Below are 25,869 nucleotides of genomic sequence, written 5' to 3' on the forward strand. Positions count from 1 at the left end.
TGTGACAGGACCGGCGTCACAGCAGGTCGGCGAGGACGGGACGCAGCGCGGCGGCGACCTGGACGGAGGTCGCCGGGCCGTCGAGACCGGCGCGGCGGCCGGCGAGGCCGTGCACGTACGCGGCAGCCACCGCCGCCCGTTCAGCAGGCAGCCCGGCGGCGAGCAGCGAGCCCAGCAACCCCGCCAGCACGTCCCCGGAACCGGCCGTGGCCAGCTGGGCGCTGCCGGTCGGGTTGGCCCACACCTCGCCGCCGGGGGTCGCCACGATGGTCCGGTCGCCCTTGAGCAGCACGACCGCGTTGATCCACGCCGCCAGACGGCAGGCCGCGCCCGCCCGGTCGGCGCCCGGGGCCTCGCCGGCCAGCCGGGCGAACTCGCGGTCGTGCGGCGTGACCACCAGGGGCGCGTCGCGGCGCAGGTCGGTGGCGTGCTTCCCGTCGACCAGCAGAGTCAGCGCGTCGGCGTCCAGCAGGACGGGCAACGAGGTGGCGAGCACGCTGCGGAGTTCCGTACGGGCGTCGTCGTCGGTCCCGAGGCCGGACCCGCACACCCACGCCTGCACCCGCCCGGCGTCGGCCACACGCTTGACCGCGACCACCGACGGGTGCTGCCGTACGACCTCCTCGTACGCGGTGCCGGCGTAGCGGACCATGCCGGTGGGCCCGGCGAGCGCCCCGGAGACCGACAGCAGCGCCGCGCCCGGGTACGTGGCCGAGCCTGTGGCCACGCCGACCACGCCCCGGGTGTACTTGTCGGAGGCGGCGTTCGGCCGTGGCCACCACGAGGCGACATCGGCCGCGTCGGGCACGCGTACGGCCGGGGAAGGGTGCAGCGTCGCGCCCAGGCCGATGTCCACCAGGTCGACGTGGCCCGCCAGGGCCGCGGCGGAACCGAGCACATGCGCCGGCTTGAGGCATCCGAACGTGACCGTGACATCGGCGTGCACCGCGTCGCCGGGCACATCCCCCGTGTCGACCGCCACCCCGCTGGGAACATCCACGGCAACCACGGGGGTACGCACACCGGCACGGTTCCGCAGCTCCCGCAGCGCCGCGACGACAGCGGCCGCCGCGGGCCGCAACCCGCCGCTCGCGCCGATGCCCACGATGCCGTCGACCACCAGGTCCGCGCGGGCGGGCAGGTCGGCCACCGTCCGGCCACCGGCCCGGCGCAGCGCCGCGAGACCGGCGAGGTGCACGTGGTCCGGCCGCATGAGGATCGCCTGCACCCCCGCACCGCGCGCGGCCAGCCGGGCGCCCGCGTAGAGCGCGTCGCCGCCGTTGTCGCCGCTGCCGATCAGCAGAACCACGGTGGAGCCGTAGACACCGCCGCTCTCCTGCAGCAGCAACGCGCACCGCCGGGCCAGACCAGCCGCGGCGCGCTGCATGAGGGTGCCCTCCGGCAGGGTCGCCATCAGGGCCTTCTCGGCCGACCGTACGTCGGTCACCCGCCATGCCTGCCGCATCCGCACTCCCGTGTCGCGTGGTTTCAGGCCTCGGCGACGACCATGGCCGAGGCGATGCCGCCGTCGTGGGACAGCGACAGGTGCCATCGATGGATGCCGCGCTCGGCGGCCACCGCGGCGACCGTACCGGAGACGGTCAGCCACGGGCGTCCGTCCGGGTCGGAGACGATCTCGCAGTCGTGCCAGCGCAGCCCGGCGGGCGCGCCGAGGGCCTTCGCGACGGCCTCCTTCGCGGCGAACCGGGCGGCCAGCGACTCCGCGGACCGCGGGTTGCCGGCCGCCGTCATCCGTTCCCCGTCGGTGAAGAGCCGGTCGCCCAGCAGCGGCGTCCGCTCCAGCGCACGGGCGAACCGATCGACCAGCACCACGTCGATACCGACAGAGACGATCACACGCCAACCCTAGCGAAACCCGTTGTCCACAGCCCGGTCCCGCAGACCGCCCGGATTCCCTAACGTCGTCGCCCCGAGTCCCTTCACCTTCCGGAGGTTGCCCATGACGCCCGATCTCGAGATCGATGCCGAGGCCGCGCGCCGCTGGGCCGCGGCGCTGCGCGACGCGGGCGGCCGCCTGCATGCCGGCCCGATGCCGCCGGCGCCGGGTCCCCGCTGGTCCAGCACCGATTCGGGTACGGCCGCAGTCGCGGCGGCGCGTCGCCTGCTGGCGGCCCTGACCGACGACATCGTGGCCACTGGCCACGCGGTGGTCACGTGCGTCGACGACTACGAGGCCGCGGACGATCGCGCGGCCGGCCTTCTCCGGCGGGTCCGGTGACAGCGCTGGGAGCGGGTGCTCTCGCGGCGACCGATCCGGGTGCTTGGCAGCAGGTGGCTCTCGACTGGCGGGCGTGGGCCGCGACAGCGGGACGCTGGGTGGCGGAGCTGCGCACCTGCGCGGCCGGGCTCCGCGCCGCGTGGAAGGGCGCCGCGGCCGACGCCCTGGCCGCCCGGATCGGCGGCCTGCTGCGCCGGCTCGACCTGTTCCGGCTCGGCTGCTGGGCCGCCGACCAGGCGCTCAGCGAGTTCGCCGCCGCCCTCGCGCGGGCGCGACCGGGCGGCGACATCGCGTCCGCCACGAGGGCGGACGAGGACACCGCCGCGATCCTGGACGGTCTGTTCGCCGTGCCGGCCGGGCCGCCGGGCGGCGATCCGCCCGCCTGCACCGCCGGTCCCGAGGAGGTGGCCCGCTGGTGGGCCGGCCTGTCCGCGGGGCAGCGGGAGTGGCTGTGCGCCGCCCGGCCCGGCTGGGTCGGCTCACTGGACGGTGTGCCGGCCGCCGCCCGGGACCGCGCCAACCGCCTGATGATCGACGGCCTGCCGATCGCGGGCTCGCTGCCGGACCGGCTGGCCGACGGGGACGGGCCCCGGGCGTACCTGCTCGCGGTGGACCCGGCCGGCGACGGGCGGGCCGTGGTCGCGCTGGGCGACCCCGACAAGGCCACCCAGGTCGTCACGCAGGTGCCCGGCATGACCGCCGACCTCGCGTCGTACGGCGGCGAGCTGGCCCGCGCCGAACGGATCGCGGTCCGCGCGGCCGAGCTGGCACCCGAGCGGGCGACCAGCGCGATCATGTGGCTCGGTTACGACGCTCCGGACTTTCTCGGCGAGGCTTCCGGCCGGTCGTCCGCGAACGCCGGCGCCCCGGCGCTGCGGCGTTTCCAGGCCGGGCTGCGTGCGACCCACGAGGGCGCGCCGGCCCGGCAGACCGTCGTCGGGCACAGCTACGGATCGCTGGTCGTCGGCACCGCCGCGGCCCGGCCCGGCTTCGACGCCGACAGCCTCGTCTTCGTCGGGTCCCCGGGCGTCGGCGTCGATTCCGCGAAGGACCTGCACGCGCCGCCGGGCGAGGTGTGGGCCTCCACCTCGCGCTCCGACATCATCCAGTACGCGGCCGTCTCTCCCCGGAGCCTCGTGGAGGACCTCGTCGTCAGCCAGGCCCGGCCGGCCGGGGCGTTGCTCGCCTTCGGCCGGCCGGAGGACGACCTGTATTTCGGCACCAACCCGGCCGACCCGTCGTTCGGGGCACGCCGCTTCGCCAGCCGGCCCGGAGGCGGGCACCTCGGCTACTGGGACGAGGGCGGACCGGCGCTCGACGCGCTCGCGGCCATCGCGCTGGGGCGGGGCGATGTCATTCCACGGTGACGGACTTCGCCAGGTTGCGCGGCTGGTCGACGTCGTGACCGCGGGCCGCCGCGATCTCGCACGCCAGGATCTGCAGCGGCACGGTGGTCACCAGCGGCGCGAGCAGGGTGGGCGTACGCGGCACGGTGATCAGGTGGTCGGCGTACGCGGCCACGGCGTCGTCGCCCTCCTCGGCGATGACGATCGTCCGGGCGCCACGGGCGCGGACCTCCTGGATGTTCGAGACGACCTTGTCGCGCAGCACGCCCCGCCCGGCCGGCGAGGGCACGATGCAGACCACCGGCGTGCCCTCGTCGATCAGGGCGATCGGCCCGTGCTTCAGCTCGCCGGCCGCGAAGCCCTCGGCGTGCATGTACGCGAGCTCCTTGAGCTTCAGCGCGCCCTCGAGGGCCACCGGGAAGCCGACGTGCCGGCCGATGAACAGCACGGTCGACGCCGTCTTCAGGTCGCGGCCCAGCGCGCGCACGTCCTCCATCTGGCTGAGCAGCTCGCGCACGCTGTCGGGGGTCTGCTCGAGGCGGGACACGACGGCGGCGACCTCGTCGGCGTACATGACGCCGCGGATCTGCGCGAGGTGCAGACCGATCAGATAGCAGGCGACCAGCTGGGTCACGAAGGCCTTGGTCGAGGCCACCGCGATCTCGGGGCCGCCGTGCGTGTAGAGGACGGCGTCGGACTCCCGCGGGATGGTGGAGCCGTTGGTGTTGCAGATCGCGAGCACGCGCGCCTTCTGATCCTTCGCGTGCCGCAACGCCATGAGCGTGTCCATGGTCTCGCCGGACTGGCTGATCACGATCATGAGGGTCGAGCGGTCCAGGATCGGGTCGCGGTAGCGGAACTCGCTGGCCAGCTCCACCTCGCACGGGATGCGCACCCAGTGCTCGATCGCGTACTTGGCGACCATGCCGGCGTGGTAGGAGGTGCCGCAGGCGACGATGAAGACCTTGTCGACGTCGCGCAGGTCCTGGTCGGTGAGGCGGACCTCGTCCAGGACGATCTCACCCCGCTCGGAGAGCCGGCCCATCAGCGTGTCGGCGATCGCCTGCGGCTGCTCGGCGATCTCCTTGAGCATGAAGTAGTCGTAGCCACCCTTCTCCGCGGCCGAGGCGTCCCAGTCGATGTGGAACTCCTTGCCCGTGGCGGGCGCGCCGGCGAAGTCGGTGATCTCGATGGCGTCCGGCGTGATCAGGACGACCTGGTCCTGCCCCAGCTCGATCGCCTCGCGGGTGTGCTCGATGAATGCGGACACGTCGCTGGCGAGGAAGTTCTCCCCCTCACCCCGGCCGACGACCAGCGGGGAGTTGCGCCGGGCGGCCACCACGGCGCCCGGGACCTCGACGTCGATCGCCAGCAGGGTGAACGCGCCCTCGAGCCGCTGCACGGTCCGGCGCATGCCCTCGGCGAGCAGCTGGGGGCCCTCGACCGCGCCGGCCTCGCGCAGCACGGCGATCTCGGCGGCGAGCAGGTGCGCCGCGCACTCGGTGTCGGTGTCGCTGACGAACTCGACCCCGGTGGCCTCGAGCTCGGCGCGCAGCCGGGAGAAGTTCTCGATGATCCCGTTGTGGATCACGGCGACCCGGCCGTCCCCGGACAGGTGCGGGTGGGCGTTACGGTCGGTCGGCCCGCCGTGGGTGGCCCACCGGGTGTGCCCGATGGCCGTCGAACCGGCGGCGATCCCGTCGGCCGCCCGCTCGGCCAGGGCCTTCTCCAGGTTGGCCAGCTTGCCGGCCCGCTTCTCGGTCAGGACGGCGGCGCCGTCGATGACCGCGACACCGGCCGAGTCGTACCCGCGGTATTCCAACCGGCGGAGCCCGTCCAGAACGATCTGCAGCGCCGGCCGATTGCCGACGTATCCCACGATCCCACACATGTGGGGCAGCGTAGCGGACTTTCGCTCACGAGCGCTGCTCGAGAAGCATACTTTCGCGCATCGGACGTGAGCGAAAGGGCCGTTCGGCCGGGTGCGGCCCGCTTCCCGGCCAGGTCACGGCGATACGCGACACGACCGGGTGATCCCTGTCTGGCGGCGGAGGCGTACCGTCGGGCCGACGCCTCCCCGGGAGACACCATTGAGTTACCCACCGCCACCGGACCCCACGCGCCCGCTCCCGCCGGAGGAGCCCGCCTCGGGGCAGCCCTGGTCCGCGCAGTCGGGCGACCCGCTCGCCGCGCAGCCGCCGGCCACCCCGCAGTTCCAGCCCGGGTACGCACCCCTGCCCCCGGCCGACAGCCAGGCGAGCGCCCCGCCGGACGGCTACCCGCCGACGTCCCAGTTTCCGGCGGTCCAGAACGCCTATCCCCCGCCGCCGCCCGGCTACGGCACGGCACCCGGCTACGGCACGGCACCCGGCTACGGACCGCCACCCGGGTACGGGCCCCCGCCCGGCTACGGCGCCCCGCCGCCGGGGTACGGCACGCCGCCACCACCGAAGCGCAGCAACACCCCGCTGGTGGCCGTACTGATCGCGGTGACGCTCCTGCTCTGTGCGGGCGGCGTGACCTCCGCGGTGCTGCTCGTCAACCGGGCCACCGACAAGGCCAAGGAGACCATCGAGTCCCTGCCCACCGCGGTGCCGACGGAGGACCTGCCCGAGCTCCCCGACCTGCCCACCGATCTCCCGACCGACCTGCCGACCCTCCCGACGGGGCTGCCGACCGAACTGCCCACCGGCCTGCCGACCGGCATCCCGAACGCCCCCGGCAAGGGCGCGGCGATCAAGGTCGAGTACGAGGTCACCGGCGACGGCCCGGTCGAGATCGTCTACATGGACGAGCTCAGCAAGGAACCCAAGCGCGTCCGCAACGCGTCCCTGCCCTGGCGCAAGAAGGTGACGCTGCACGGCTCGGCGCTGGTGTCGGTCGTGGCGGTACGCGGCGCCACCTCGGAGGGCACGATCTCCTGCCGGGCGACGGTCGACGGCCAGGAGGTCGCCCAGAAATCCCGCACGGGCACGTTCATCACGGCCACCTGCAGCAAGGTCATCTTCTAACCGGGGCGCCGGCGCGTGCGGCACCCGGCCCGCCCACCCGCCTTCGGGACGCCCGAACGCCGAGCCCGGGCCCCGGGCCGGGGCCGCCGGGTGCCGGGGCCGCCGGGTGCCGGGGCCGCCGGGTGCCGGGGCCGTCGGGTGCCGGACGCACGCCCGGGCCGGCCGGCGCCGCACGCCCGCACGCCCGCACGCCCGGACGCCCGGACGCCCGGACGCCCGGACTTCTCACGCCCGGCCCGCCGGGTCCGCACGCCGTCGCCTGGCCAGCCCGGTGCCGCACGCCGTCCCCCGCCCGTAGGCTGGCGGGCGTGACGTCGTCGATCTCGGCGGACCCACTCGTCGGCCGCATGCGCCCGTTCGGCACCACCATCTTCACCGAGATGTCCGCGCTGGCCGTGCGTACCGGCTCGGTGAACCTCGGGCAGGGCTTCCCCGACACCGACGGCCCGCCCGAGATGCTCGCCGCGGCCGCCGAGGCGCTGCGCTCCGGCGCCAACCAGTACCCTCCGCTGCCCGGCATTCCGGCGCTGCGCCAGGCGATCGCCGCGCACGAGGAACGCTTCTGGGGGATCGGCCGCGACCCGGACACCGAGGTCGTCGTGACCGCCGGCGCCACGGAGGCCATCGCCGCCGCGATTCTCGCCCTGTGCGAGGCCGGGGACGAGGTGGTGTGCTTCGAGCCGTACTACGACTCGTACGCGGCCTCCATCGCGCTCGCCGGGGCGGTCCGGCGGCCGGTCACGCTGCGGCCGGGCCCCGACGGGCGGTACGGCTTCGACGAGGGTGAGCTGCGAGCCGCCTTCGGGCCGCGAACCCGCATGGTGCTGCTGAACTCGCCGCACAACCCGACCGGCAAAGTCTTCACCGCGGACGAGCTCGCGCTGGTCGCGCGGCTCTGCCAGGAGCATGACGTGTACGCCGTGACCGACGAGGTCTACGAGCATCTGGTGTTCACCGACGCCGCCACGCCGCACGTACCGCTGGCGTCCCTGCCGGGCATGCGGGAGCGCACGCTACGCGTCTCGTCGGCCGGCAAGACGTTCTCGTGCACCGGCTGGAAAGTGGGCTGGGCGACCGGGCCCGCGCGCCTCGTCTCCGCGGCACTGCGGGTGAAGCAGTTCCTCACCTTCGTCAACGCGGGCCCTTTGCAGCCGGCCGTCGCCGTGGCGCTCGCCCTGCCCGACACGTACTTCTCGGCCTTCCGCGCCGGCCTCCAGGCTCGCCGGGACCGGCTGGTGGCGGGGCTGACCGATGCCGGCTTCGCGGTCCTGCCGTCGGAGGGCACGTACTTCGTCACCGCCGACATCACCCCGCTGGGCGCGACGGACGGTGTCGGCTTCTGCCGTACGCTGCCGGAGCGCTGCGGCGTGGTGGCCGTGCCCACGCAGGTCTTCTACGACCACCAGGACCGCGGCCGGCACCTCATCCGCTTCGCCTTCTGCAAGCGCGAGGACGTCATCGACGAGGCCGCCCGCCGCCTCCGCACGCTGGCCTGAAGCCGGCCCGGCGAGGAACCCGGGAGAAGGCCCAGCCCCGGGAAAAGCCGAGCCCGGGCGAAGGACCCCCGGGAGAGCCGGGCCCGGAAGAAGGCCCGACTCTGGGAAGAGGTCTCGGCCCAGGAGAAAGCCCGGGCCGAGACCTCCACGACCCAGGCGATCAGGCGGGGCTGGCCGCCCGCACCTCGTCCGCGACCCGCTCGGCGACCGTACGCGCCTGCTCCTGCGTCTCCGCCTCCACCATGACCCGCACGAGCTGCTCCGTGCCGGACGGCCGCAGCAGCACCCGACCGGTCTCGCCCAGCTCGTTCTCCGCCAGCGCCACCGCCGCCTGGACCGTCGGAGCCTGCGCGCCCGCCTCGCGGTCCTTCACCGGGACGTTGATCAGGACCTGCGGGAGCTTGTGCACCACCGCGGCCAGGTCCGCCAGCGACTTGCCGGTGGCGGCGATCGTCGCCATCAGGTGCAGGCCGGTGAGGACGCCGTCGCCGGTCGTCGCGTACGCCGGCATCACGATGTGGCCGCTCTGCTCGCCGCCGAGGGCGTAGCTGTTGGCGTTCAGCTCCTCCAGCACGTACCGGTCGCCGACCTTGGTCTCGACCAGCCGGATGCCGGCCTGCTTCATCGCGAGCCGCAGGCCCAGGTTGCTCATGACCGTGGCGACCAGCGTGTCCTCGGTGAGGGTGCCCGCCTCGCGCATCGCCACGGCGAGGATCGCCATGATCTGGTCGCCGTCGACGACCTCGCCGGCGGCGGTGACGGCGAGGCAGCGGTCCGCGTCGCCGTCGTGGGCCAGGCCGAGGTCGGCGCCCTCCCGCAGGACCGTCTCGCGGACCGCGTCGAGGTGGGTGGAGCCGCAGTTGTCGTTGATGTTGAGCCCGTCCGGCTCGGCGTGGATCGCGATGACCTCCGCGCCGGCCTGCTCGTACGCGGCCGGGCCCACGTCGCTGGCCGCGCCGTTCGCGCAGTCGACGACGACCTTGATGCCGCTGAGGCTGTGCGGCGTCGAGGCCACGAGGTGCTTCACGTAGTGCTCGGCGCCGTCGAGCAGGTCGTGGACGCGGCCGACGCCGGCGCCGGTGGGGCGCCCGACGAGCCCGTGCCCGTCGGCGACGGCCGCCTCGATCCGCTCCTCCAGCTCGTCGGGGAGCTTGAGACCGCCGGGGGCGAACAGCTTGATGCCGTTGTCGGGCATCGGGTTGTGCGAGGCCGACAGCATGACGCCGAGGTCGGCCTGGGCCTGCCCGACCAGGTACGCCACCGCCGGCGTGGGCAGCACGCCGACCCGGACGACGTTGGCCCCGGCGCTGGTCAGGCCTGCGACGACCGCCGCCTCCAGCATCTCGCCGCTGGCCCGCGGGTCGCGGCCCACGATGGCGAGCGGCTGATGGCTCCGGTCGCTCTCGATGAGGACCCGGGCGGCCGCTACCGCGACCGAGAGGGCCAGTTCCGGGGTGAGGAGATCGCCGTTGGCGAGCCCGCGTACGCCGTCCGTGCCGAAGAGTCGCCCCATGGAGGCCGTTCCTTTCGCCGGTCCTGTCCTGTCCAGTAAAGGCGGACCGGTGCGTTGTTCGGGGAGGGAAACGCGAAACGGCCGGGCGCGCCTCCAGCGAAGGGGCGCACCCGGCCGTCCCGGTCAGACGTGGTGCAAGGCGAGCGCTGCGATCAGCGCTTCGAGTACTGCGGAGCCTTACGGGCCTTCTTGAGGCCGTACTTCTTGCTTTCCTTGACCCGCGCGTCACGGGTGAGGAAGCCGGCCTTCTTGAGCGCCGGACGGTCGTCGGCGTCGTTCGCGATGAGCGCGCGGGCGATGCCGAGGCGCAGGGCGCCGGCCTGGCCGGTGATGCCGCCACCGCGGAGGTTGGCGATCACGTCGAACTGCTCGGCCTTCTCGGCGGTGCTCAGCGGCTCGCGGATGAGCTGCTGGTGCACCTTGCTCGGGAAGTAGGCCTCGAGGTCGCGGCCGTTGCAGGTGATCTTGCCGCTGCCGGGGACGAGCCGCACCCGGACGATGGCCTCCTTGCGGCGGCCCACGGTCTGGATCGGACGGTCACCCGGGCGCGGCGCGCGCACGGCCGGCGCGGGCGCCTCGACGACCACCACGGTCTCCGCGGGGGTTTCCTCCGCGGGCGCCTCGACGGTCTCGACGACCTCGGGCTCGACGATGTCGGACATGCTGTTTCCTTCGCCCGCGCTCACTGCGCGATCTGCTTGATTTCGAACGGCACCGGCTGCTGAGCGGCGTGCGGGTGCTCGGCGCCCGGGTAGACCTTCAGCTTCTTGAGGATCTGGCGGGCGAGCTTGTTGTGCGGGAGCATGCCCTTGACGGCCAGCTCCACCGCGTGCTCGGGGCGCTTGGTGAGCAGCTCCTCGTAGCCGACCTGCTTGAGGCCACCCGGGTAGCCCGAGTGCCGGTAGGCGACCTTGGTCTGCCGCTTGTTGCCGGTCAGCGCGACCTTGCCGGCGTTGATGATCACCACGAAGTCGCCGGTGTCGACGTGCGGGGCGAACGTCGGCTTGTGCTTCCCACGCAGGAGGGTGGCGGCGTGGGTGGCCAGGCGGCCCAGAACGACGTCAGAAGCGTCGATAATGTGCCACTGACGCTCGATCTCACCCGGCTTCGGGCTGTACGTACGCACAGAATTACCTTGTCTCGTCGTCGGTCTGGGGGCGCGCGCTGGTCGTGGCAGAGCACGAACGTCAAGCGTACCCGAACGGGAACGCTCGCAGCTGTCGCACAACAGCAGGCAACAATACCCGCCAGCGCGGCGCACGGTCAAAACGGGCTGGAGAGGCCCGCCAGGCCGACGGACCGCACAACTTACCGGGCCCAGGATAGGCCGTGACCCGCGGCACGCCGACAGCGGGTGACGTGATTCCACCCACGGAGGGGACCCGCCGGGATGAATGCCTCTTAGCAGGCTCGAAACACGTGGGACGCGGGGCCGAAATTACCCACCGGCACGCTTCGGTCATGGCAGGCGGTACGGCCCCGGCGACGCGGCCCGGACGGGAGTCCGGCGTCGCACGCCGCCGCACGAGCTGCCACGGTACGGCCCCGGCGGGCCGGCCCGGACGTCGGTCCGGCGCCGGACGGGACCGCACCGCCCAGGGACCACCGCCAGGGTTGAGGACGGACCTGGCGGTGCCCGCCGGCACGGGCGACCGTTCCGGCAGAGGAGAGCTGCGGCGTGCGCCGGCCGGAGGTACGGCGGAGAACGTAGGCGTGACATGGGAGCGGGTCGACGCTGAGGACGGCGTGCTCCGGGCGTGCCCTTCGGTGGACCGGCCGGCCACGCCGCGGCTCGAACAACCGTCCGACGACCCCCGCACGGGCGCCGAATGACGGAACGGACCGGGGGTACGCGCAGATCCGTGATCACGGCCTCGGCGCTCGCGGAGCCGACGGTGTCGCTGGCCGGGTACACGATCGGGGTGACGTCGGACCGGCGCCGCGACGAGCTGGCCGGCCTGCTGGAGCATCGTGGCGCCCGGGTCGTGATCGCCCCGGCCCTGCGCATCGTGCCCATCGCGGACGACGCCGAGCTGCGCGCCGCGACGCGCCGGTGCCTGGAGACACCGCCCGACATCGTGCTGGTCAACACCGGCATCGGGATGCGGGGCTGGCTGGAGGCGGCCGAGGGCTGGGGGCTGGCCGAAGCGCTGCGCTCGGTGCTGTCCCGGGCATACCTGGTGGCCCGTGGTCCGAAGGCCAGGGCCGCGATCCGCTCCGCCGGGCTGCAGGACCACTGGTCGCCCGAGGGCGAGGGCTACGAGGAGGTCGTCGACCACCTGACCGCCCGCGGCGTCGCCGGGCTGATCGTGGCGATGCAGCTGCACGGCGAGAGCCAGCCGGAGTACACGGAGACGCTGGAGGCGGCCGGCGCGCGGGTGATCGAGGTGCCGGTGTACCGCTGGGCGCCGCCGATCGACCCCGCTCCGCTGCACCGCCTGGTGGATCTGGTCACCGGCCGGCTCGTGGACGCGGTCACCTTCACCTCGGCGCCGGCCGTCGCGGCCCTGTTGTCCGCCGCGGGCCCGGCCGCAGAATCGCTGCTGGAGGCGTTACGCGCCGACGTCCTCGCCGCGTGCGTCGGTCCGGTCACCGCGGCCCCGCTGCGCAGGCACGACGTCCCCGTGGCCGCGCCGGCCCGGGCCCGGCTGAGCGCACTGGTACGCACCATCGTCGACGAACTGCCGAAGCGCGCGGTGAGTCTCGAGGTCGCCGGTCATTCACTGACGTTGCGCGGCCACGCGGCGATCATCGACGGCGATCTGAAACCGCTCGCGCCCGCGCCGATGACGGTGCTGCGGGCCCTCGCCGCCACTCCCGGGCGGGTGCTCTCCCGGGCGGCGCTGCTGCGTACGCTCCCCCGCGGCGCCGACGAGCACGCCGTCGAGATGGCCGTGGCGAGAATCCGGGCCGGCCTCGGCACGCCCGGCGTCGTCCAGACCGTGGTGAAGCGCGGATACCGCCTGCCCACCTGACCCGCCCGGAGGCGACATCAGGTGGGCGCCGACGCCGGCCCTATCCGACCGGGGTCGGGAAGCCGCGCTCCTGCTCGGCCACCAGCGTGCGCATGGCGTGCTCGACGACGCCGACCAGCACCTGCTTGACGGAGTCGCGGTTCCGGGCGTCACACATGATCAGTGGCACCTGCGGCGCGATGGCCAGCGCCTCGCGCACCTCCTCCGGCTCGTACCGCGGCGCACCGTCGAAGCAGTTCAGCGCGACGAGGTACGGCAGGTGACGATTCTCGAAATAGTCGAGCGGCGCGAAGGCGTCGGAGATCCGCCGGGTGTCCACCAGGACCGCGGCACCCACCGCTCCCCGGATCAGCTCGTCCCACATGAACCAGAAACGGGTCTGGCCCGGGGTGCCGAACAGGTACAGGATCAGGTCGTCGGCCATGGTGATGCGACCGAAGTCCATCGCCACCGTGGTCGTCTCCTTGCCCGGCACCTTGGACGCGTCGTCGATGCCCTGTCCCGCCGAGGTCATCACGGCCTCGGTGGTCAGCGGCTCGATCTCGGAGACCGCGCCCACGAGCGTGGTCTTGCCCACGCCGAAGCCACCAGCGACGACGATCTTCGCGGAGGTGATCTCCTTGGGTTGCGCCCCCGCCCGCTCAGAGCTTGCGAAGTCCACTCAACACCCTTTCCAGCAGATCCATCCGCTCCGTGAACCCTTCCTTGGGAGCGGCGCTGTGCAGCGACAGCATCCCGTCGGCGACCATGTCGGCGACGAGTACCCGGGCGACTCCCAGCGGGAGCCTGCTGTAGGCCGCGATCTCGGCCAGCGACTGCGCCCGTGGCTCGCACAGCACGGCTATGCGGTACTTGTCATGCCCGGCGAACCGGGCTTCCTGAACGGCGGCCTGGCTGGCGACCAGGACCGCCTCGATGGGGATGTCCCGGCGCGGCTCCGTCCGGCCCCGGGTGACCGCATACGGTCGGACCAGGTTGCCGCGGGGGTCGTGCGGCTGTCCCATCGAACGGTCACCTCCTTTGCGAGCTGGACGTAGGGACGCGCTGGGGCCTTGCTAGACCTGGTGGGCGACGGCCTCACGCGGCGCCGGCACCAGGGCGGCGCCGACCCGCTCGACGAGCAGCGCCATCTCGTACCCGACCTGGCCCACGTCGCAGCTGCGGGCGGCCAGGACGGCCATCGACGATCCGTCGCTGATGGACATCAGGAAGAGGTATCCGCTGTCCATCTCGATGATCGTCTGCTGCACCTGGCCCGCGTTGAACATGCGGGAGGCGCCGTCGGTGAGGCTGACCACGCCGGAGGTGATCGCGGCGAGCTGGTCGGCGCGGTCCGCCGGCAGGTCCCGCGACGAGGCCAGCAGCAGCCCGTCCGCCGAGACCGCGACCACGTGCGCGATCCCGGCCACGCTGTCGGCGAAGTTGCTGAGCAGCCAGCCCATGTCCTGCATGGTGGGGGGCCTGGTCACTGTCCGTTCTCCTTCGGAGCAGGGGCGCCCTCGGCAGCTTCCTCACTGCCGGCCGTACGCCCTCGTTGCACGCCTCGGTGGTACGCGGAGAGAAGCCCGCGCACCTCATCCGGGCTGCGCCTTTTCTGGTTTCGGGGAGCGGTCTGCACGCCGCCCGGCACGAGCTGTGCCTGGGGCGTCCGCTTGGGGAGCCCCGAGCGGGTGGTGTCGGTGACGTTGGGTGCCGCCGCCGCCATCGCGCGCTGCCATCCTTCGTCGGCCGCAGTGCGCCAGGCGTCCTCGGCCGACCTGCGGGGCCGGGGCACGGACTGGTTACCACCGTCCGGACCGGCGTCGACCGGTCGGGAGCCGTTCTGCGCCGCCGTTGTGGAAGCGGCGGCGGCCGGTGCGGGCGATGCCGGGGCGGCCGGGACAGCGGGCGACACCGGGACGGGCGGGGCGGTGGTCGGCCGGGCGGCCGGGGTGGCTGCCCGAGGTGCGGCCCTCACCGGCTGCGGCGCCGCGGTGGCGGTGGTCGGCGCGGACGGCTGGTTCGGCGGTGGCGCGTAGCCCGCGGTCGGCATACCCCACTCCTCCGAGATCGGCCCGTCGTGACCCTTGAACCAACTCTGTTGCATCTGCAGGAAGATCGGCGCCGCCTCGGGCCGCTCATCCTGCTGCGCCGCGGGGGGCGGCGGCGGGGGCGGCATCGCGGCCAGGGCGGCGCCCCAGCCGTTGGGCTCGGGACTCGCCGGCCGCTGCGGGGCCGGCACCGGGCCGCCGTCCAGGGTGGTGAAGCCGACCGCCGGCGTCAGCGGCCGGGAGACCTGGGTGTCGGCCGCCGAGCCCTGCATCGTGGGGTACGCCATCGTCGGCGAGCTGGTCGCCCCCGAGTCGTACGCCGAGGTCCCCGCCGGCACCGGATCGACCGGTTGCGCCACCCGGGTGGGCAGCGGCGGACGTTCGTCGGCGCCACGCTTGGGCAGCGCGGGCCGGTTCGGCGTCGGGTAGCCGTCTCCGTGCTGCGGCCGTTGCGAGGGCTGCACCGGCAGCTGCGGGTGGCTCGGGATGTCCGGCTGCCGCGGCGGCGCGGAGATCGTGGGCGAACCGCCCCGGTCCGCGGCGGGCAAGCCGCCGGAGCGGTGCTGCCACGGCTCGGGCGCGATCGCCGGCAGGGTCGCCGTCGCCGCGCTGCCCCGGCCCAACGGCATCGGGTCGTTCCAGCCGCCCGGCGCCGGCTCCAGCTGGCGGTTGCCGCGCGAGGGCGGGTCCAGCGGCCGGTTGTTCGGCAGCACCACGATGTGGTTCGGCAGGATCACCTGGGCGACCGTGCCGCCCTCGATGTTGGCGCGCAGCTCGACGCGGATGCCGTACCGGTTGGCGAGCCGGCTGACGACGGCGAGACCCATGAGGCGGAACGCGGCCACGTCGACGTCGGGCGTCTCGGCGAGGCGCCGGTTGAGGCTGTCCATCTGTTCCTCGGACATCCCGAGCCCGCGGTCCTCGACTTGGATGACGACGTAGTCGCGGATCCGGCGGCCGTCCGCGACCACCACCGTGTTGGGCGGTGAGAAGCGGGTCGCGTTGTCGAGCAGCTCGGCGACGAGGCGGACCACGTCGTTGACGGCGACGGCGCTGATCGCGATGTCGGTGTCGACCGTGCCGAACTCGATGCGGTTGTAGAGCTCGACCTCGGACTGCGCGGCGCGCAGAGCGTCGACCACCAGCGCGTCCTCGCGGCGCGGGGCGCTGGAGTCGGCGCCGGCAAGGACGAGCAGGTTCTCGTCGTTGCGGCGCATCCGGGTGGCCAGGTGGTCCAGCTCGAAGAGCTGGGCGAGACGCTTGGGGTCCTCCTCGCCGCGCTCGATCTGGTCGAGCTCGCCGATCATCCGGTCGACCAGGCTCTGCGAGCGCCGGGCCAGGTTGAGGAACATGGCCGAGACGCTGGTCCGCAACGCGGCCTGCTCGGCGGCGACGCGGACCGCCTCGCGGTGGACCACGTTGAACGCCTGCGCCACCTGGCCGACCTCGTCCCGGTTGCTCAGCCGGATGGGGTCGCGCACCTGGCGCACGATGTCGTCGGCGCCGCCCTCGCCAAGGTTGCGGACGTCGCGCAGCCGGGCGACGGCGTCGGGCAGGTCGCGGTTCGCCACCGCGAGCGCGCCCTCCCGCAGCCGGCGCAGGGAGAGGTTGAGCGAGCGGGCGAGCAGGACGGCCAGGGCCACGGCGATGATCAGCGTCAGCAGGACCAGCCCCGCCTCGATGGCGGCCTGCCGCGTCACGGAGGCGCTCTCGTCGGTCGCCTGCTGCAGCGCCTGGCTCTCGAGCCGCTGCTCGGCCCAGCGCATCAGGTCGACCACCGAGCCCATCGACTGGGTGATGTCCTGGGGCGGCACCGCGTTGCCGCGGGTGAGCCGCAGCGACACCTGGTCGGCCAGGTTGACCGCGTCACCGGTGACGGTGTTGTCGACCAGCGCCTGCTGCTCGGGAGTGGCCACCAGTGCGAAGCCCTCGAGCGCCTCCTGCTGGCTGGTCTGCGTCGCGGTGACGACGGACAGCTGCTCGTCGCTGACGTCGCCGGCGACGCGGGCCGCGTACGCGACCGCTTCCTGCTCGGCGGTGCCAGCCTTGGCCCGGGAGAACGCCGAGACGGCGCGCAGACTGTCGGCGACCTTACCGGCGCCGGCGTACTGGCTGAGGACCTCTCCGTACCCGACGAGGTCGGTGATGACGACGCCGTAGCGCAACACGGCCTCGGACACGGCGATCTCGTCGCGATCGGTGATCTTCTTGCGCGTCGCGTCCATCGTGCGCAGGTGATCGTCGATCCGGGTGAGCCGGTCCTGCACGGCCGCGGGCGGCTCGTCCAGGGCACGCCGGTCGGTCGTGTACTTCTGGATCCGTTGATCACTTTGGGCGATGACGGCGTTGTAACCGTCCGGCTTGGCGCCGGGGGTCGCCAGGTACTCGGCGGCGGCCATCCGCTCCCGGTGCAGGTACTGCGTCAGCTCCGACACGTCGGTCGAGAGCCGGGCCAGGTCCTCCACCTGGCCGGCGTCGAGGGCACGGCCGCCGACGTCGACCAGGCGTACGGTCGCCAGGGCGAGCACGGCCAGCAGCGGCACGAAGAGGATCATCGCCAGCTTCGAGCGGATGCGGGCGTCCCGCAGCCGTGGCAGCCGGCTGCGGCGCTCACGCGTACCCGATCCGCCGTTCCCGCCACCGTCGTCGCTGCCCGCGGCAGGATCGGCGGCGGAGCCCGCGGGGTACGTCGAGGCCTGATTCGAAGAACCGGTGCTCACGACATCTCCTCGCTGATCTTCCCCGCATCTCTTCGCCCGCCCGATCGCCGGCGCCCGGGCCGAGCCGATGGCTGCGACAAGGCTCGTGCCACACGCGGCACGGCCGCGATTTCATCAGAGTCGGCAACCCTTTGGGAAGCCCGAGACATCCCGGAAACAGGGCTCACGCGCACCCGGCAATCACCCGAAGGGGTCGACAATCGACAGTGCGTAGGCGTTGACGTGGGCGAATGTAACCGTCACAACGGTCCGTGTCGACAGAGTGACGCATGTCCATCAAGATTCCAACCACTATGTGGGATGACTGTCCCGCGGACCCTTACCGGGGCGCGGCTTGACCACGACTCTTCACGTTGGCAAGGTTTGGCGCGATGTAACGGACGGACTGTCCGTGTTCGCGCGGTCCACTCCGGACAACGTTGCGTTCTGCGGGACACATCATGTCCCGGCTCCGCCCTCGAGGAGGCACCCCCAGTGAGGCTCCCCCGTCGCCTGACGGCGTCCGTCGCCGCATCGGCGCTCGTCGTCACCGCGCTCGCGGCCTGCGATTCGGACAGCGAGGCAAGCGGCAAGACCGACGTCGTGATCGGCGCCGATCTGGCCTCCGGCTCCGCCGTGGACGCCGCGTACGCCCGCGCCCTGCAGTTGCGCGTCGAGCAGGTGAACGCGTCCGGACAGCTCGGCGACTACAACCTCGTCCTGCGCATCCAGGACAACCGGTCCGACCCGACGTCCTCGCTACGCAACATCAGCACCCTGGGCGACGATCCGTCGGTCGCCGCCGTCGTCGCAGGCTCCTGCAGCGAGTGCGCGGTGGCCGCCGCGAAGACGATCAACGACAAGCGGGTGCCGACGATCGCGCTCGCGCCCGCCGAGGAGGTCAGCACGCCGGTGGAGAGCCGGCGCTACCTCTTCAAGCTCGGCCCCAACGCCGCCGACAGCGCGGCTGCGCTCACCTCCGAGCTCGTCCGCACCAACACCAAGTCGGTCGCACTGCTCTACTCCGACGACCTGTACGGCAAGGGCGGCCGCAGCCACATGGTGAAGAATCTCGCCAAGGCCGGCATCGAGGTGACGAACCAGCTCCCGGTGAAGCCCACCGCCACGGACGTGACCCAGACGGTCGGCACCCTGACCGACACCGAGCCGGACGCCCTGGTGGTCTGGACCGGCGCGGACCAGGCCACGCTCGCCGCCACCAGCGCCAAGGTCGCGAAGTACAAGGGCCGGGTGTATTTCGACGCGGCGGCCGCCGGCGACCTGTTCCTGCCGCGGGAGGCCGCTGCCGCGACGAACAACACGACGATGGTGTTCACCCAGATCCTGGCCATCGACGACGTCATCGCCACGACGCCGGCGAAGGCCGCCCGCAAGCAGTGGTTCCGCGACTACACCTCCCGCTACGGCAGCTACTCGGGCGCCGCGTCGTTCGGCGCCGACGCGGTCTCTCTGATCGCCGACGCCGTCGCCAAGGCCGGCACCAACCGGCAGCGAATCCGCGACATCCTGGAGACCTCGCAGACCGACGGGCTCTCCGGCCCGATCCGCCTGACCCCGGACAACCACTCGGGGCTGATGCCGCAGGCCCTGACCCTGCTCGTCGCCCGCAGCGGCCGCTGGCGCCTGCTGAGCTGACCGCCCACCACAGCCGAGAGGGCGCCGGTCCGTCGGGACCGGCGCCCTCTTCGCGTACGCGGATCAGCGCGCCGACGTCGTCGCCCGCACCCACGGAAGGGCGAGCCGCTCGACCAGCACGAGCAGGTAATACAGCACGATGCTGATGACGGCCAGGAGAGCGATCGCGGCGAACGCCGTCGCGGTGTCACCCTGGCCGCTGGTCTGCACGATGATCATGCCCAGACCGCTCTCGCCGTACTGCATCTCGCCGACGACGACACCGATCACCGCGAGCGGCATGCCGACCTTGAGACCGACGAAGATCTGCGGCAGCGCTGCGGGAAGCCGCACCCGCAGGAAGGTCTGCAGCCGCGAGGCGTCCATGGAGCGGACCAGCTCGGCGAGATCCGCCGGTGTGCTGGTGAGCCCGGTCGCCGTGGACAGCACGATCGGGAAGAAGCAGACCATGAACGCCATCGCCAGGATCGGGGTCTGCCCGTACCCGAACCAGATCAGCATGAGCGGCGCGAGCGCCACCTTCGGTACGGCGTTGAAGGCGACCAGCAGCGGCGAGAACATCCGCTCCACCGGGCGCCACGCCGCGATCGCCAGGCCGATGAGCACGCCCACCAGCACGGACAGGGCGAAGCCCAGAATCGTCGAGTACGTCGTGTGCCAGGTCTCGGTCAGCAGGACCTGGCGGTAGCGGTTGAAGCCGTCGAGCACCTCGGGCGGCGCCGGAAGCACCACGACGTTCATGTCGAAGATGACGGTGACGGCCCACCAGAGAACGATCGCCACCGCGAGGCCGAGGAGCGGCCACAGCACAGCCGAGACGGTACGGCGCGGCGCCGGTCCCGCCGGATCCGCCGCCGCCGGGGTGGAGGCGGTCGCGAGGTCAGTCATGTCTCATCGTTCCTCTTCAGGCGTCGCGGGGCGTCCGGCCGGACGCCCCGCGACAGCAGCCGAATCAGGCGTTCGGCACCAGGTCGAACGTGATGACCTGCTCGGGCGTGAGCCCGGCCGGGATCTGCCCGGAGCCCTGCAGGATCGCGATGCTGCGCGCGACCCGCTGGTTGTCCAGCGCGCCGACGGGCACGCCGGAGGCCTCGGAGCGCACGAACGGCGCCATCAGCGTCAGCTCGGCCGCGGCGGACTTGGGGTCGGCCGTCGCGACGTACTTCTTCAGGATGGTGCCGGCCTCGTCCGGGTTGGTGATCGAGTCCTGCAGACCCTTGAGCAGGGCCCCGGTGAACTTCTTGACCTTCTCGGGGTTGTCCTTGGCGTACTGGCTGGACGTGATCAGCACGTTGCCGTAGAGGTCCTGCAGGTAGTCGCTGTACGGCAGCAGCACCGCGGTCTTGCCCTTGGCGATGTTCTCGATCGTGGGCTTACCGACCACGAACTGCCCGATGCCGTCGACCTGGTGCTGCGCCAGCGTGCCGAAGAGCGTCTGCGGGTTGCCGTTCTGGAACTTGACCTTGGTCGCGTCCACGTTGGCCAGCTTCGCGTACGTGGGGAACAGGTTGCGCACGACGGAGCCGGGGGTGTCCGCGAGGGTCTTGCCCTCGAGGTCCTTGGGCGCGCTGATCCCGTAGCCCTCCAGCGACATGATCGCCGCCATCGTGCGCTGCTGGATCGCCGCGACCGCGGTGAAGCCGGTCAGCTTGGGCGCGCCGCCGGCGCCACCCGCGGCGAGCAGGCCGCCCGTGAGGTCGATCGGCGTGAACTGGGCCTGACCACCGACGATGGACTTGACGTTCTCGCCGGAACCGTTGCCGGGCTTGATGTCGACGTCGAAGCCGGCGTCCTTGAAGTAGCCCTTCTCCTTCGCCACGTATGCGTAACTGTCCCGGCCGAAGTTGCCGAAAGACGTCAGGTAGGTGACCTTCTCCAGCGCCTGCGAACCACCGGAGGGGCTCTTGTCGTCCGCGTCGTCGCTGCAACCGGCTGCGGCGGCGAGCGTCGTGGCCAGCGCTGCGGCCACGAGCGTACGGGTGAATGTCCTTCTGTGCACCGGATTCCTTCCCAACCGAGGGGGTGTTGAGGCGGTCGGCGCCGCCGGCGGAGGGTGCCGTGACGCCGCGTGGTGTTGTTTCGAACTCGCGGCGTTAGCGTAGGGGACCCGAAGCCGATCATCGATGACAGGTATGGCTCAGGAGCCCTTGTGGACAGGCTGCTCCTCGACGCACGCCATCGGACGGCTACAGTGGCAGCGCATCGATCCGACTCCATCGGGAGCACAACGCAGATGATCCGGCTCAGCGGCGTTTCGCGGACGTTCGCCGGACGCTCCGGCACTGTCGAGGCGCTCCGCGAGATCGAATTGGACGTCGCCGAGGGCGAGTTCGTCGCGGTGCTCGGCCGCTCGGGCTGCGGAAAGTCCACATTGCTTCGCATGATCGCCGGCCTGCTCCCGGCGACCTCCGGCGAGGTCCGGGTTTCCGGCGATCGGGTGACGAAACCCCGGCGTGACATAGCGATGATGTTCCAGAAGCCGGCGCTGCTGCCGTGGCGCACGGTCCTCGACAACGTGCTGCTGCCGGTTCAGATCTTCGGCTGGCGCAAGGCCGCCCACCGCGAGCGCGCGCACGAGCTGCTGGCCATGTCGGGACTGGCCGGCTTCGAGAAGCGGCTCCCGCACGAGCTCTCCGGCGGCATGCAGCAGCGGGTCGCGCTGTGCCGGTCATTGATCGCCAATCCGCGCGTGATGCTCATGGACGAGCCGTTCTCCGCGCTGGACGCCCTCACCCGCGAGGAGCTGTCGGGCGAGCTGCAGCGGGTGCACATGGAGCTGAACACGACCATTGTCTTCGTCACCCATTCGATTGACGAGGCGGTGCTGCTGGCCGACCGGGTCGTGGTGCTCAGCCCCCGCCCGGGCCGGATCCGCGAGGTGCTCGACGTCAAGATCCCCCGGCCGCGCACGCTGGGCCGGGGCGCGCACCTCGAGGATGTCGCCCGGTGCAGCGCCGAACTGCACGAACTGCTCATGGCTTAGGACATCCGCATGCGCGTCAGCCTGTTCACCGAGCCGCACCGCGGCGCCACGTACGACGACCAGCTCCGGTTCGCGCGGCACGCGGAGGACGCCGGCTTCGACGGCTTCTTCCGCGCCGACCACTACCAGTCGATGGGTGCCGACCCGGGGCTGCCCGGTCCCACCGACGCCTGGCTCACCCTGGCCGGCCTGGCCCGCGAGACGTCCCGGATCCGGCTCGGCACGCTGGTCAACTCGGCGACGTTCCGGCTGCCCGGCCCGCTCGCGATCATGGTGGCCCAGGTGGACGCGATGAGCGGAGGCCGCATCGAGCTGGGTATGGGCGCGGGCTGGCTGGAGCGCGAGCACACCTCGTACGGCATCCCGTTCCCGCCGCTGGGCGAGCGCTTCGACCGGATGGCCGAGCAGCTCGCGATCGTGACCGGGCTGTGGGCCACGCCGGACGGCGAGACGTTCTCCTTCGACGGCAAGCACTACCGGCTGCTCGACGCGCCCGCGCTGCCCAAGCCGGTCCAGCGTCCCGGCCCGCCGGTGATCGTGGGCGGCCGGGGACCGAAGCGGACGCCGGAGCTGGCCGCCCGCTTCGCGGACGAGTTCAACATGCCGTTCAAGACGGTCGCCGAGACCACCGCGGCCTTCGATCGGGTACGCCGGGCCTGCGAGACGTACGAGCGCCCCGCGGACCGCCCGCTGATCCTGTCGGCGGGCGTCGTGGTGGCCCTGGGCCGCACGGACGAGGAGGCCCGCCGCCGCGCCGCGCCCCTGCACGTGCCGAGCGCCCTGCCGCCGGAGGACCCGGTGGAGGGCTCCCCCGACGCGCTCGTGCAGCGGATCGGCGAGATGGCGCAGGCCGGCGCCACCCGGGTGCACCTGCGGCTCATCGACATGTCCGACCTCGACCACGTGGACCTGATAGCCGAACGGGTCCTGCCACAGGTAGGAGAGCTGTGACCGACCAGGAGCTGGGACCCGTCGGGCAGGAGATCATGCTCGAGAACGACAAGGTGCGCGTCTGGCACATCTCGCTGAATCCGGGCGAGTCCCAGCCGCTGCACCACCACGGCCTGCCGTACGTCGTGGTCGCCGTCCAGGGCGCGAAGAACGTCATCCACACCGTCGACGGCGACCGGATCGACGTGGTGGAGGAGACCGGCAGCATCGTCTTCCGGGAGCCGGGCCAGACTCACATGCTGACCAATGCCGGTGACACTGTGTATATCGGCAGGATCATCGAACTGAAGTCCGCCTAATCGGAATTTTGGCAAGCCTTAAGAAGCTGGCTTCCGACTGGCGGGCGGCCCGGACCATTCCGTAACGTGCCCGCCATGGCATTTCGGACGTGGGCCAAGCTGCTGTTCGCCACTCTCGGCGTGGGCGCGCTGGCGGGGGCGAGCCAGCTCGGGCTGGCGTACGGCCTCGGCATCGTGCGCCTGACCCGGGTCCTCGACGTGACGGCGCGTGATCAGTGGACCGCACAGCTCGCCTGGGCGGCCTGGATCCCGATGGTGGCCGCGGTCGCCGGGGCGCTCGCCGGCGTGCACCTGCTGCGCCGCTGGTCGACGGAGTCCCGCGCCGGGGTGGGCACCGAGATCGCGCTGGCGTTCGCGGCGGCGGTCGGCGCGGCCGTCGTCGTACCGCTCACCATGCAACCGGCCCGCACCGCGCAGGTGGCCGGCGTGAACCCGGTCGTGGTCATCGCCATCTGCTCCGGCCTGGGCGCGCTGGTCGGCATCTTCGCCGCCTGGGGCGCCGTGGCACAGGCCGTGGCCCGATGGAGTCTGATCACCACGGGCGCGGCGATCTGGCTGGTGGCTGTCGTGTCCGTGTCGCCGTCGCTGGCGCCGGGCAAGCCGCTCCCCGCCGTACGCCTCGGGGTCTTCGACGCGAGCTTCCTCACCCCCGCGGTGACCCAGCGGACGGCCCTGGCCACCATGCCGGCGCTCGCCCTGCTGCTCGGCGCGATCCTCGGCTGGACCGCCCGCCGGCGCGACCTGCCGACGCTGACCATCGCGCTGGCCGGCATGCCGGGCCCGGCGCTGCTCACGATCGCCTACCTGATCGCCGGCCCGGGCTCGGGCGACGCCCGCTACCAGGTCGTGCCGTACTGGGCGGCGATGACGGCGACCGGCGCCGGAGTCCTGGGATCGGTCCTGGCGGCGGTCCTGCGCCGCTCCCCCGCCTCGGACGAGCAGGACGACGCCGGCGACGGACCCACCGACGACCGCCCCCCGCTGCCCAAGCGGGTCGAGCAGCCGGCATCGGCCATCGCCGCCGCGGCCGCGCCGACGTCCCCACCCCCCGCCGCCGCCCCTGCCCGCCCACCGGCCACCGCCGCCACGCCGACCCCCTCGCCGGCCGCCACGCCCCCTCGCCCTCCGGCCGCCGCCGCGCCCGCGCCGGCCGAACCGACGACCGACCCTCAGCTGCGCACGTCGGACACCGCGGTCTTCGACACCACGGGTACGCCGCAACCGAAACGTCCCACCGCTCGCCGCTCCAGCGCGGCCGACGCGTTCACCGGCCGCACCGGCGAGTTCCCCACCCGTCGTCCGACCTCCCCCGCCCCGGCGGGCCACAGCGTCCCCCTCGGTGAGTACGCCACCCCGGAACCGGCCCCCTTCGACGCCTTCGCCCGCGGCAAGGACAACCCGGGCGCCGGCGGCAACGCCCAGGCCGGCACGGAGACCCCCACCGCCGCACCGAAGCCGTACGTCCCGGAGCCCGCAACCCGCCCCATCCCCCCGGAAGCCCTCCCGGCGCCGACCGCGGAGCAACCCCGCCCGGTCCCCGGCCGCCTGGGCCGCAGCCTCCGCCCGTTCGCCCGGGGCCGCGCCTCGGAGCCCCTCACCCCGGAACCCACCATGGTCAGCGCGCCGCTGCCCCAGCCGCAGCCGGTGACGCCGCCGCTGCCCGTCACCCCGGCGCCGAAGCACGCGGACGTCCCGCAGCAGGCCCCCGCCCCGGACGGCCCACCGGCGGGCGGCGGCCGCAACCGCTTCGGCCTGCGCCGCCGCAAGGACGAGGACTACGTGGACTGGGTGAGCGGCCTCGGCAAGTAACCCGCAGCCGCGCCCGGGACAAAAGCCCTGACCAGCCCGGCCGCAGGGGAGCAAGGCCCTGACCAACCCGGCCACGCAGGAACACGGCCCGACCAGCCCGGCCGTGGAGGAACAAGGCCCCGACCGACCCAACCGGGCCGGGACAGAGCCCTGCCGAGCCGAAGCACGGCCGAAGCCCCGAGCGGAGGCTACGGACGCCGGCCCATGCGCGAGATCGGCCGGAAAATCAAGCGAAAGCCCAGCAAGCCCCGGCCAACGCATAGTCGAACGCCGATGGAATGATCCGTCACGGAGGTACCGTCACGCTCCCGATCGCCGGACGATGAGCGCACGGCCCGCGGTACGACGGGCCCCGACGCTACGGAGTCCGCATGTCCGTCGACACACCGGCACCCCGCCCGTCCCCCCTGCGCCGCCTGCTCTCGGCGGTCGCGATCGTCTTCGCGCTCACCGGTGGCACGCTCGTCGCGCCGGCCGTGGTCGCGCCGGAGCACACGGCCGCCGCCGAGGCCTCGGTCTACTCCAGCTGCACGATGTCGCGCTGCACCGACGCGCGTACGGCCCGGTCGGGCTGGAGTCAGCTGGGCTGGCCGACGGGTTCCGGCTGGTACACGTGGCCCTACGGCCAGTACAACTACACCGGCGGCACGTTCCAGAACCGCGAGCGCCAGCTGCCGACGAACGCCACCTACAACGAGTACGACGTCTACCCGCGGTCGCGCGGCGCGGCCCGGGACGCGTACCGGATCGTGGTGAACCGGTCCACGAAGGAGACCTGGTTCACCCCGGACCACTACGTCAACTTCTACAAGCTCTGAGAGATCCGGCCCGCCGCCCGGCCGCCGCGAGAGGCAGCCGGGCG

23 protein-coding genes are annotated in these 25,869 nt (G+C 72.8%); 11 read left to right on the forward strand and 12 right to left on the reverse strand.

All coding sequences use genetic code 11. From position 1 onward, the window contains the following. Window positions 1-16: 16 nt before the first annotated feature. Together AB0K03_RS21515 and AB0K03_RS21520 are read right to left on the reverse strand one after the other, a co-directional pair. The gene (locus AB0K03_RS21515) at window positions 17-1,465 is read right to left on the reverse strand and encodes an NAD(P)H-hydrate dehydratase (protein WP_364687500.1); all 1,449 of its coding nucleotides are present in this window, start codon (window positions 1,463-1,465) and stop codon (window positions 17-19) included. A gap of 23 nt (window positions 1,466-1,488) precedes the next feature. After that, a complete protein-coding gene (locus tag AB0K03_RS21520; RefSeq protein ID WP_364687501.1) occupies window positions 1,489-1,857 on the reverse strand; it encodes a holo-ACP synthase in 369 nt (122 codons plus the stop codon). A 103-nt stretch (window positions 1,858-1,960) separates the two neighbouring features. Between AB0K03_RS21520 and AB0K03_RS21525 the strand changes: the two genes are divergently transcribed. Beyond that, window positions 1,961-2,239, forward strand: coding sequence for a hypothetical protein (locus tag AB0K03_RS21525; RefSeq protein ID WP_364687502.1), 279 nt, complete (start codon window positions 1,961-1,963; stop codon window positions 2,237-2,239). Then, window positions 2,236-3,606 carry an alpha/beta hydrolase gene (locus tag AB0K03_RS21530; RefSeq protein WP_364687503.1) on the forward strand — a complete coding sequence of 457 codons (1,371 nt, stop codon included), beginning with the start codon at window positions 2,236-2,238 and terminating at the stop codon, window positions 3,604-3,606. The genes AB0K03_RS21525 and AB0K03_RS21530 overlap by 4 nt, the downstream gene beginning before the upstream one ends. On the opposite strand, the gene glmS is transcribed toward AB0K03_RS21530, so the two are convergent. Then, window positions 3,593-5,476, reverse strand: a complete 1,884-nt coding sequence (gene glmS / locus AB0K03_RS21535) for a glutamine--fructose-6-phosphate transaminase (isomerizing) (RefSeq protein WP_364687504.1) — start codon at window positions 5,474-5,476, stop codon at window positions 3,593-3,595. The genes AB0K03_RS21530 and glmS overlap by 14 nt on opposite strands. Before the next feature lie 199 nt (window positions 5,477-5,675). Here glmS and AB0K03_RS21540 point away from each other — a divergent pair, with 199 nt between their 5' ends. Both AB0K03_RS21540 and AB0K03_RS21545 read left to right on the forward strand, forming a co-directional pair. After that, window positions 5,676-6,596 (forward strand): MmpS family transport accessory protein, encoded by a 921-nt coding sequence (locus AB0K03_RS21540; protein ID WP_364687505.1) that lies wholly within the window; start codon window positions 5,676-5,678, stop codon window positions 6,594-6,596. 320 nt (window positions 6,597-6,916) lie between these two features. Further along, entirely contained in the window at window positions 6,917-8,092 is a 1,176-nt protein-coding gene (locus AB0K03_RS21545) for a pyridoxal phosphate-dependent aminotransferase (protein WP_364687796.1), read from the forward strand. A gap of 160 nt (window positions 8,093-8,252) precedes the next feature. On the opposite strand, the gene glmM is transcribed toward AB0K03_RS21545, so the two are convergent. The 3 genes from glmM to rplM form a co-directional block, all read right to left on the reverse strand. Continuing rightward, on the reverse strand, window positions 8,253-9,605 hold the full coding sequence (gene glmM / locus AB0K03_RS21550; protein ID WP_364687506.1) for a phosphoglucosamine mutase: 1,353 nt from the start codon (window positions 9,603-9,605) through the stop codon (window positions 8,253-8,255). Window positions 9,606-9,757: 152 nt separating this feature from the next. Further along, entirely contained in the window at window positions 9,758-10,267 is a 510-nt protein-coding gene (rpsI, locus tag AB0K03_RS21555; RefSeq protein ID WP_364687507.1) for a 30S ribosomal protein S9, read from the reverse strand. 20 nt (window positions 10,268-10,287) lie between these two features. Continuing rightward, entirely contained in the window at window positions 10,288-10,731 is a 444-nt protein-coding gene (gene rplM, locus AB0K03_RS21560) for a 50S ribosomal protein L13 (RefSeq protein WP_199515800.1), read from the reverse strand. A 703-nt stretch (window positions 10,732-11,434) separates the two neighbouring features. Here rplM and AB0K03_RS21565 point away from each other — a divergent pair. Then, window positions 11,435-12,580, forward strand: coding sequence for a uroporphyrinogen-III synthase (locus tag AB0K03_RS21565; RefSeq protein ID WP_364687508.1), 1,146 nt, complete (start codon window positions 11,435-11,437; stop codon window positions 12,578-12,580). A 40-nt stretch (window positions 12,581-12,620) separates the two neighbouring features. Here the strand turns inward: AB0K03_RS21565 and AB0K03_RS21570 are convergent, their stop codons facing one another. From AB0K03_RS21570 to AB0K03_RS21585, 4 genes are read right to left on the reverse strand one after another with little or no spacing between them, the layout of a single operon-like run. After that, the gene (locus AB0K03_RS21570) at window positions 12,621-13,241 is read right to left on the reverse strand and encodes a GTP-binding protein (RefSeq protein ID WP_199515802.1); all 621 of its coding nucleotides are present in this window, start codon (window positions 13,239-13,241) and stop codon (window positions 12,621-12,623) included. Then, window positions 13,222-13,584, reverse strand: coding sequence for a DUF742 domain-containing protein (locus tag AB0K03_RS21575; protein WP_199515803.1), 363 nt, complete (start codon window positions 13,582-13,584; stop codon window positions 13,222-13,224). The genes AB0K03_RS21570 and AB0K03_RS21575 overlap by 20 nt, the downstream gene beginning before the upstream one ends. Before the next feature lie 51 nt (window positions 13,585-13,635). Continuing rightward, complete coding sequence (locus tag AB0K03_RS21580) at window positions 13,636-14,049, reverse strand: roadblock/LC7 domain-containing protein (RefSeq protein WP_364687509.1); 414 nt, start codon at window positions 14,047-14,049, stop codon at window positions 13,636-13,638. After that, window positions 14,046-17,207 (reverse strand): nitrate- and nitrite sensing domain-containing protein, encoded by a 3,162-nt coding sequence (locus tag AB0K03_RS21585; protein ID WP_364687798.1) that lies wholly within the window; start codon window positions 17,205-17,207, stop codon window positions 14,046-14,048. Before AB0K03_RS21585 ends, AB0K03_RS21580 begins: the two co-directional genes overlap by 4 nt. 597 nt (window positions 17,208-17,804) lie before the next feature. On the opposite strand from AB0K03_RS21585, the gene AB0K03_RS21590 reads away from it, so the two are divergent. Beyond that, complete coding sequence (locus AB0K03_RS21590) at window positions 17,805-18,965, forward strand: ABC transporter substrate-binding protein (RefSeq protein ID WP_364687510.1); 1,161 nt, start codon at window positions 17,805-17,807, stop codon at window positions 18,963-18,965. A gap of 63 nt (window positions 18,966-19,028) precedes the next feature. Here the strand turns inward: AB0K03_RS21590 and AB0K03_RS21595 are convergent, their stop codons facing one another. Both AB0K03_RS21595 and AB0K03_RS21600 read right to left on the reverse strand, forming a co-directional pair. Continuing rightward, the gene (locus AB0K03_RS21595; protein ID WP_364687511.1) at window positions 19,029-19,853 is read right to left on the reverse strand and encodes an ABC transporter permease; all 825 of its coding nucleotides are present in this window, start codon (window positions 19,851-19,853) and stop codon (window positions 19,029-19,031) included. Between the two features lie 64 nt (window positions 19,854-19,917). Next, on the reverse strand, window positions 19,918-20,922 hold the full coding sequence (locus AB0K03_RS21600; protein WP_364687800.1) for an ABC transporter substrate-binding protein: 1,005 nt from the start codon (window positions 20,920-20,922) through the stop codon (window positions 19,918-19,920). 276 nt (window positions 20,923-21,198) lie between these two features. On the opposite strand from AB0K03_RS21600, the gene AB0K03_RS21605 reads away from it, so the two are divergent. From AB0K03_RS21605 to AB0K03_RS21625, 5 genes are all read left to right on the forward strand, one after another. Then, window positions 21,199-21,948 (forward strand): ABC transporter ATP-binding protein, encoded by a 750-nt coding sequence (locus AB0K03_RS21605; protein ID WP_364687512.1) that lies wholly within the window; start codon window positions 21,199-21,201, stop codon window positions 21,946-21,948. A gap of 9 nt (window positions 21,949-21,957) precedes the next feature. Continuing rightward, window positions 21,958-22,899, forward strand: coding sequence for an LLM class F420-dependent oxidoreductase (locus AB0K03_RS21610; protein ID WP_364687513.1), 942 nt, complete (start codon window positions 21,958-21,960; stop codon window positions 22,897-22,899). Further along, window positions 22,896-23,198, forward strand: coding sequence for a cupin (locus AB0K03_RS21615; protein WP_364687514.1), 303 nt, complete (start codon window positions 22,896-22,898; stop codon window positions 23,196-23,198). The genes AB0K03_RS21610 and AB0K03_RS21615 overlap by 4 nt, the downstream gene beginning before the upstream one ends. A 75-nt stretch (window positions 23,199-23,273) precedes the next feature. Then, the gene (locus AB0K03_RS21620; RefSeq protein WP_364687515.1) at window positions 23,274-25,007 is read left to right on the forward strand and encodes a hypothetical protein; all 1,734 of its coding nucleotides are present in this window, start codon (window positions 23,274-23,276) and stop codon (window positions 25,005-25,007) included. Window positions 25,008-25,378: 371 nt separating this feature from the next. Continuing rightward, entirely contained in the window at window positions 25,379-25,825 is a 447-nt protein-coding gene (locus AB0K03_RS21625) for a ribonuclease domain-containing protein (RefSeq protein ID WP_364687516.1), read from the forward strand. Window positions 25,826-25,869 lie beyond the last annotated feature (44 nt).

The organism is Actinoplanes sp. NPDC049316 (assembly GCF_040677315.1).
Classification (GTDB): domain Bacteria; phylum Actinomycetota; class Actinomycetes; order Mycobacteriales; family Micromonosporaceae; genus Actinoplanes.

Coding starts and splice junctions, on each gene's coding strand:
- AB0K03_RS21515 (WP_364687500.1), bottom strand. CDS start 1,465: ATGCGGCAGGCATGGCGGGTGACCGACGTACGGTCGGCCGAGAAGGCC.
- AB0K03_RS21525 (WP_364687502.1), top strand. CDS start 1,961: ATGACGCCCGATCTCGAGATCGATGCCGAGGCCGCGCGCCGCTGGGCC.
- glmS (WP_364687504.1), bottom strand. CDS start 5,476: ATGTGTGGGATCGTGGGATACGTCGGCAATCGGCCGGCGCTGCAGATC.
- glmM (WP_364687506.1), bottom strand. CDS start 9,605: ATGGGGCGACTCTTCGGCACGGACGGCGTACGCGGGCTCGCCAACGGC.
- rpsI (WP_364687507.1), bottom strand. CDS start 10,267: ATGTCCGACATCGTCGAGCCCGAGGTCGTCGAGACCGTCGAGGCGCCC.
- AB0K03_RS21565 (WP_364687508.1), top strand. CDS start 11,435: ATGACGGAACGGACCGGGGGTACGCGCAGATCCGTGATCACGGCCTCG.
- AB0K03_RS21575 (WP_199515803.1), bottom strand. CDS start 13,584: ATGGGACAGCCGCACGACCCCCGCGGCAACCTGGTCCGACCGTATGCG.
- AB0K03_RS21595 (WP_364687511.1), bottom strand. CDS start 19,853: ATGACTGACCTCGCGACCGCCTCCACCCCGGCGGCGGCGGATCCGGCG.
- AB0K03_RS21605 (WP_364687512.1), top strand. CDS start 21,199: ATGATCCGGCTCAGCGGCGTTTCGCGGACGTTCGCCGGACGCTCCGGC.
- AB0K03_RS21610 (WP_364687513.1), top strand. CDS start 21,958: ATGCGCGTCAGCCTGTTCACCGAGCCGCACCGCGGCGCCACGTACGAC.
- AB0K03_RS21620 (WP_364687515.1), top strand. CDS start 23,274: ATGGCATTTCGGACGTGGGCCAAGCTGCTGTTCGCCACTCTCGGCGTG.
- AB0K03_RS21625 (WP_364687516.1), top strand. CDS start 25,379: ATGTCCGTCGACACACCGGCACCCCGCCCGTCCCCCCTGCGCCGCCTG.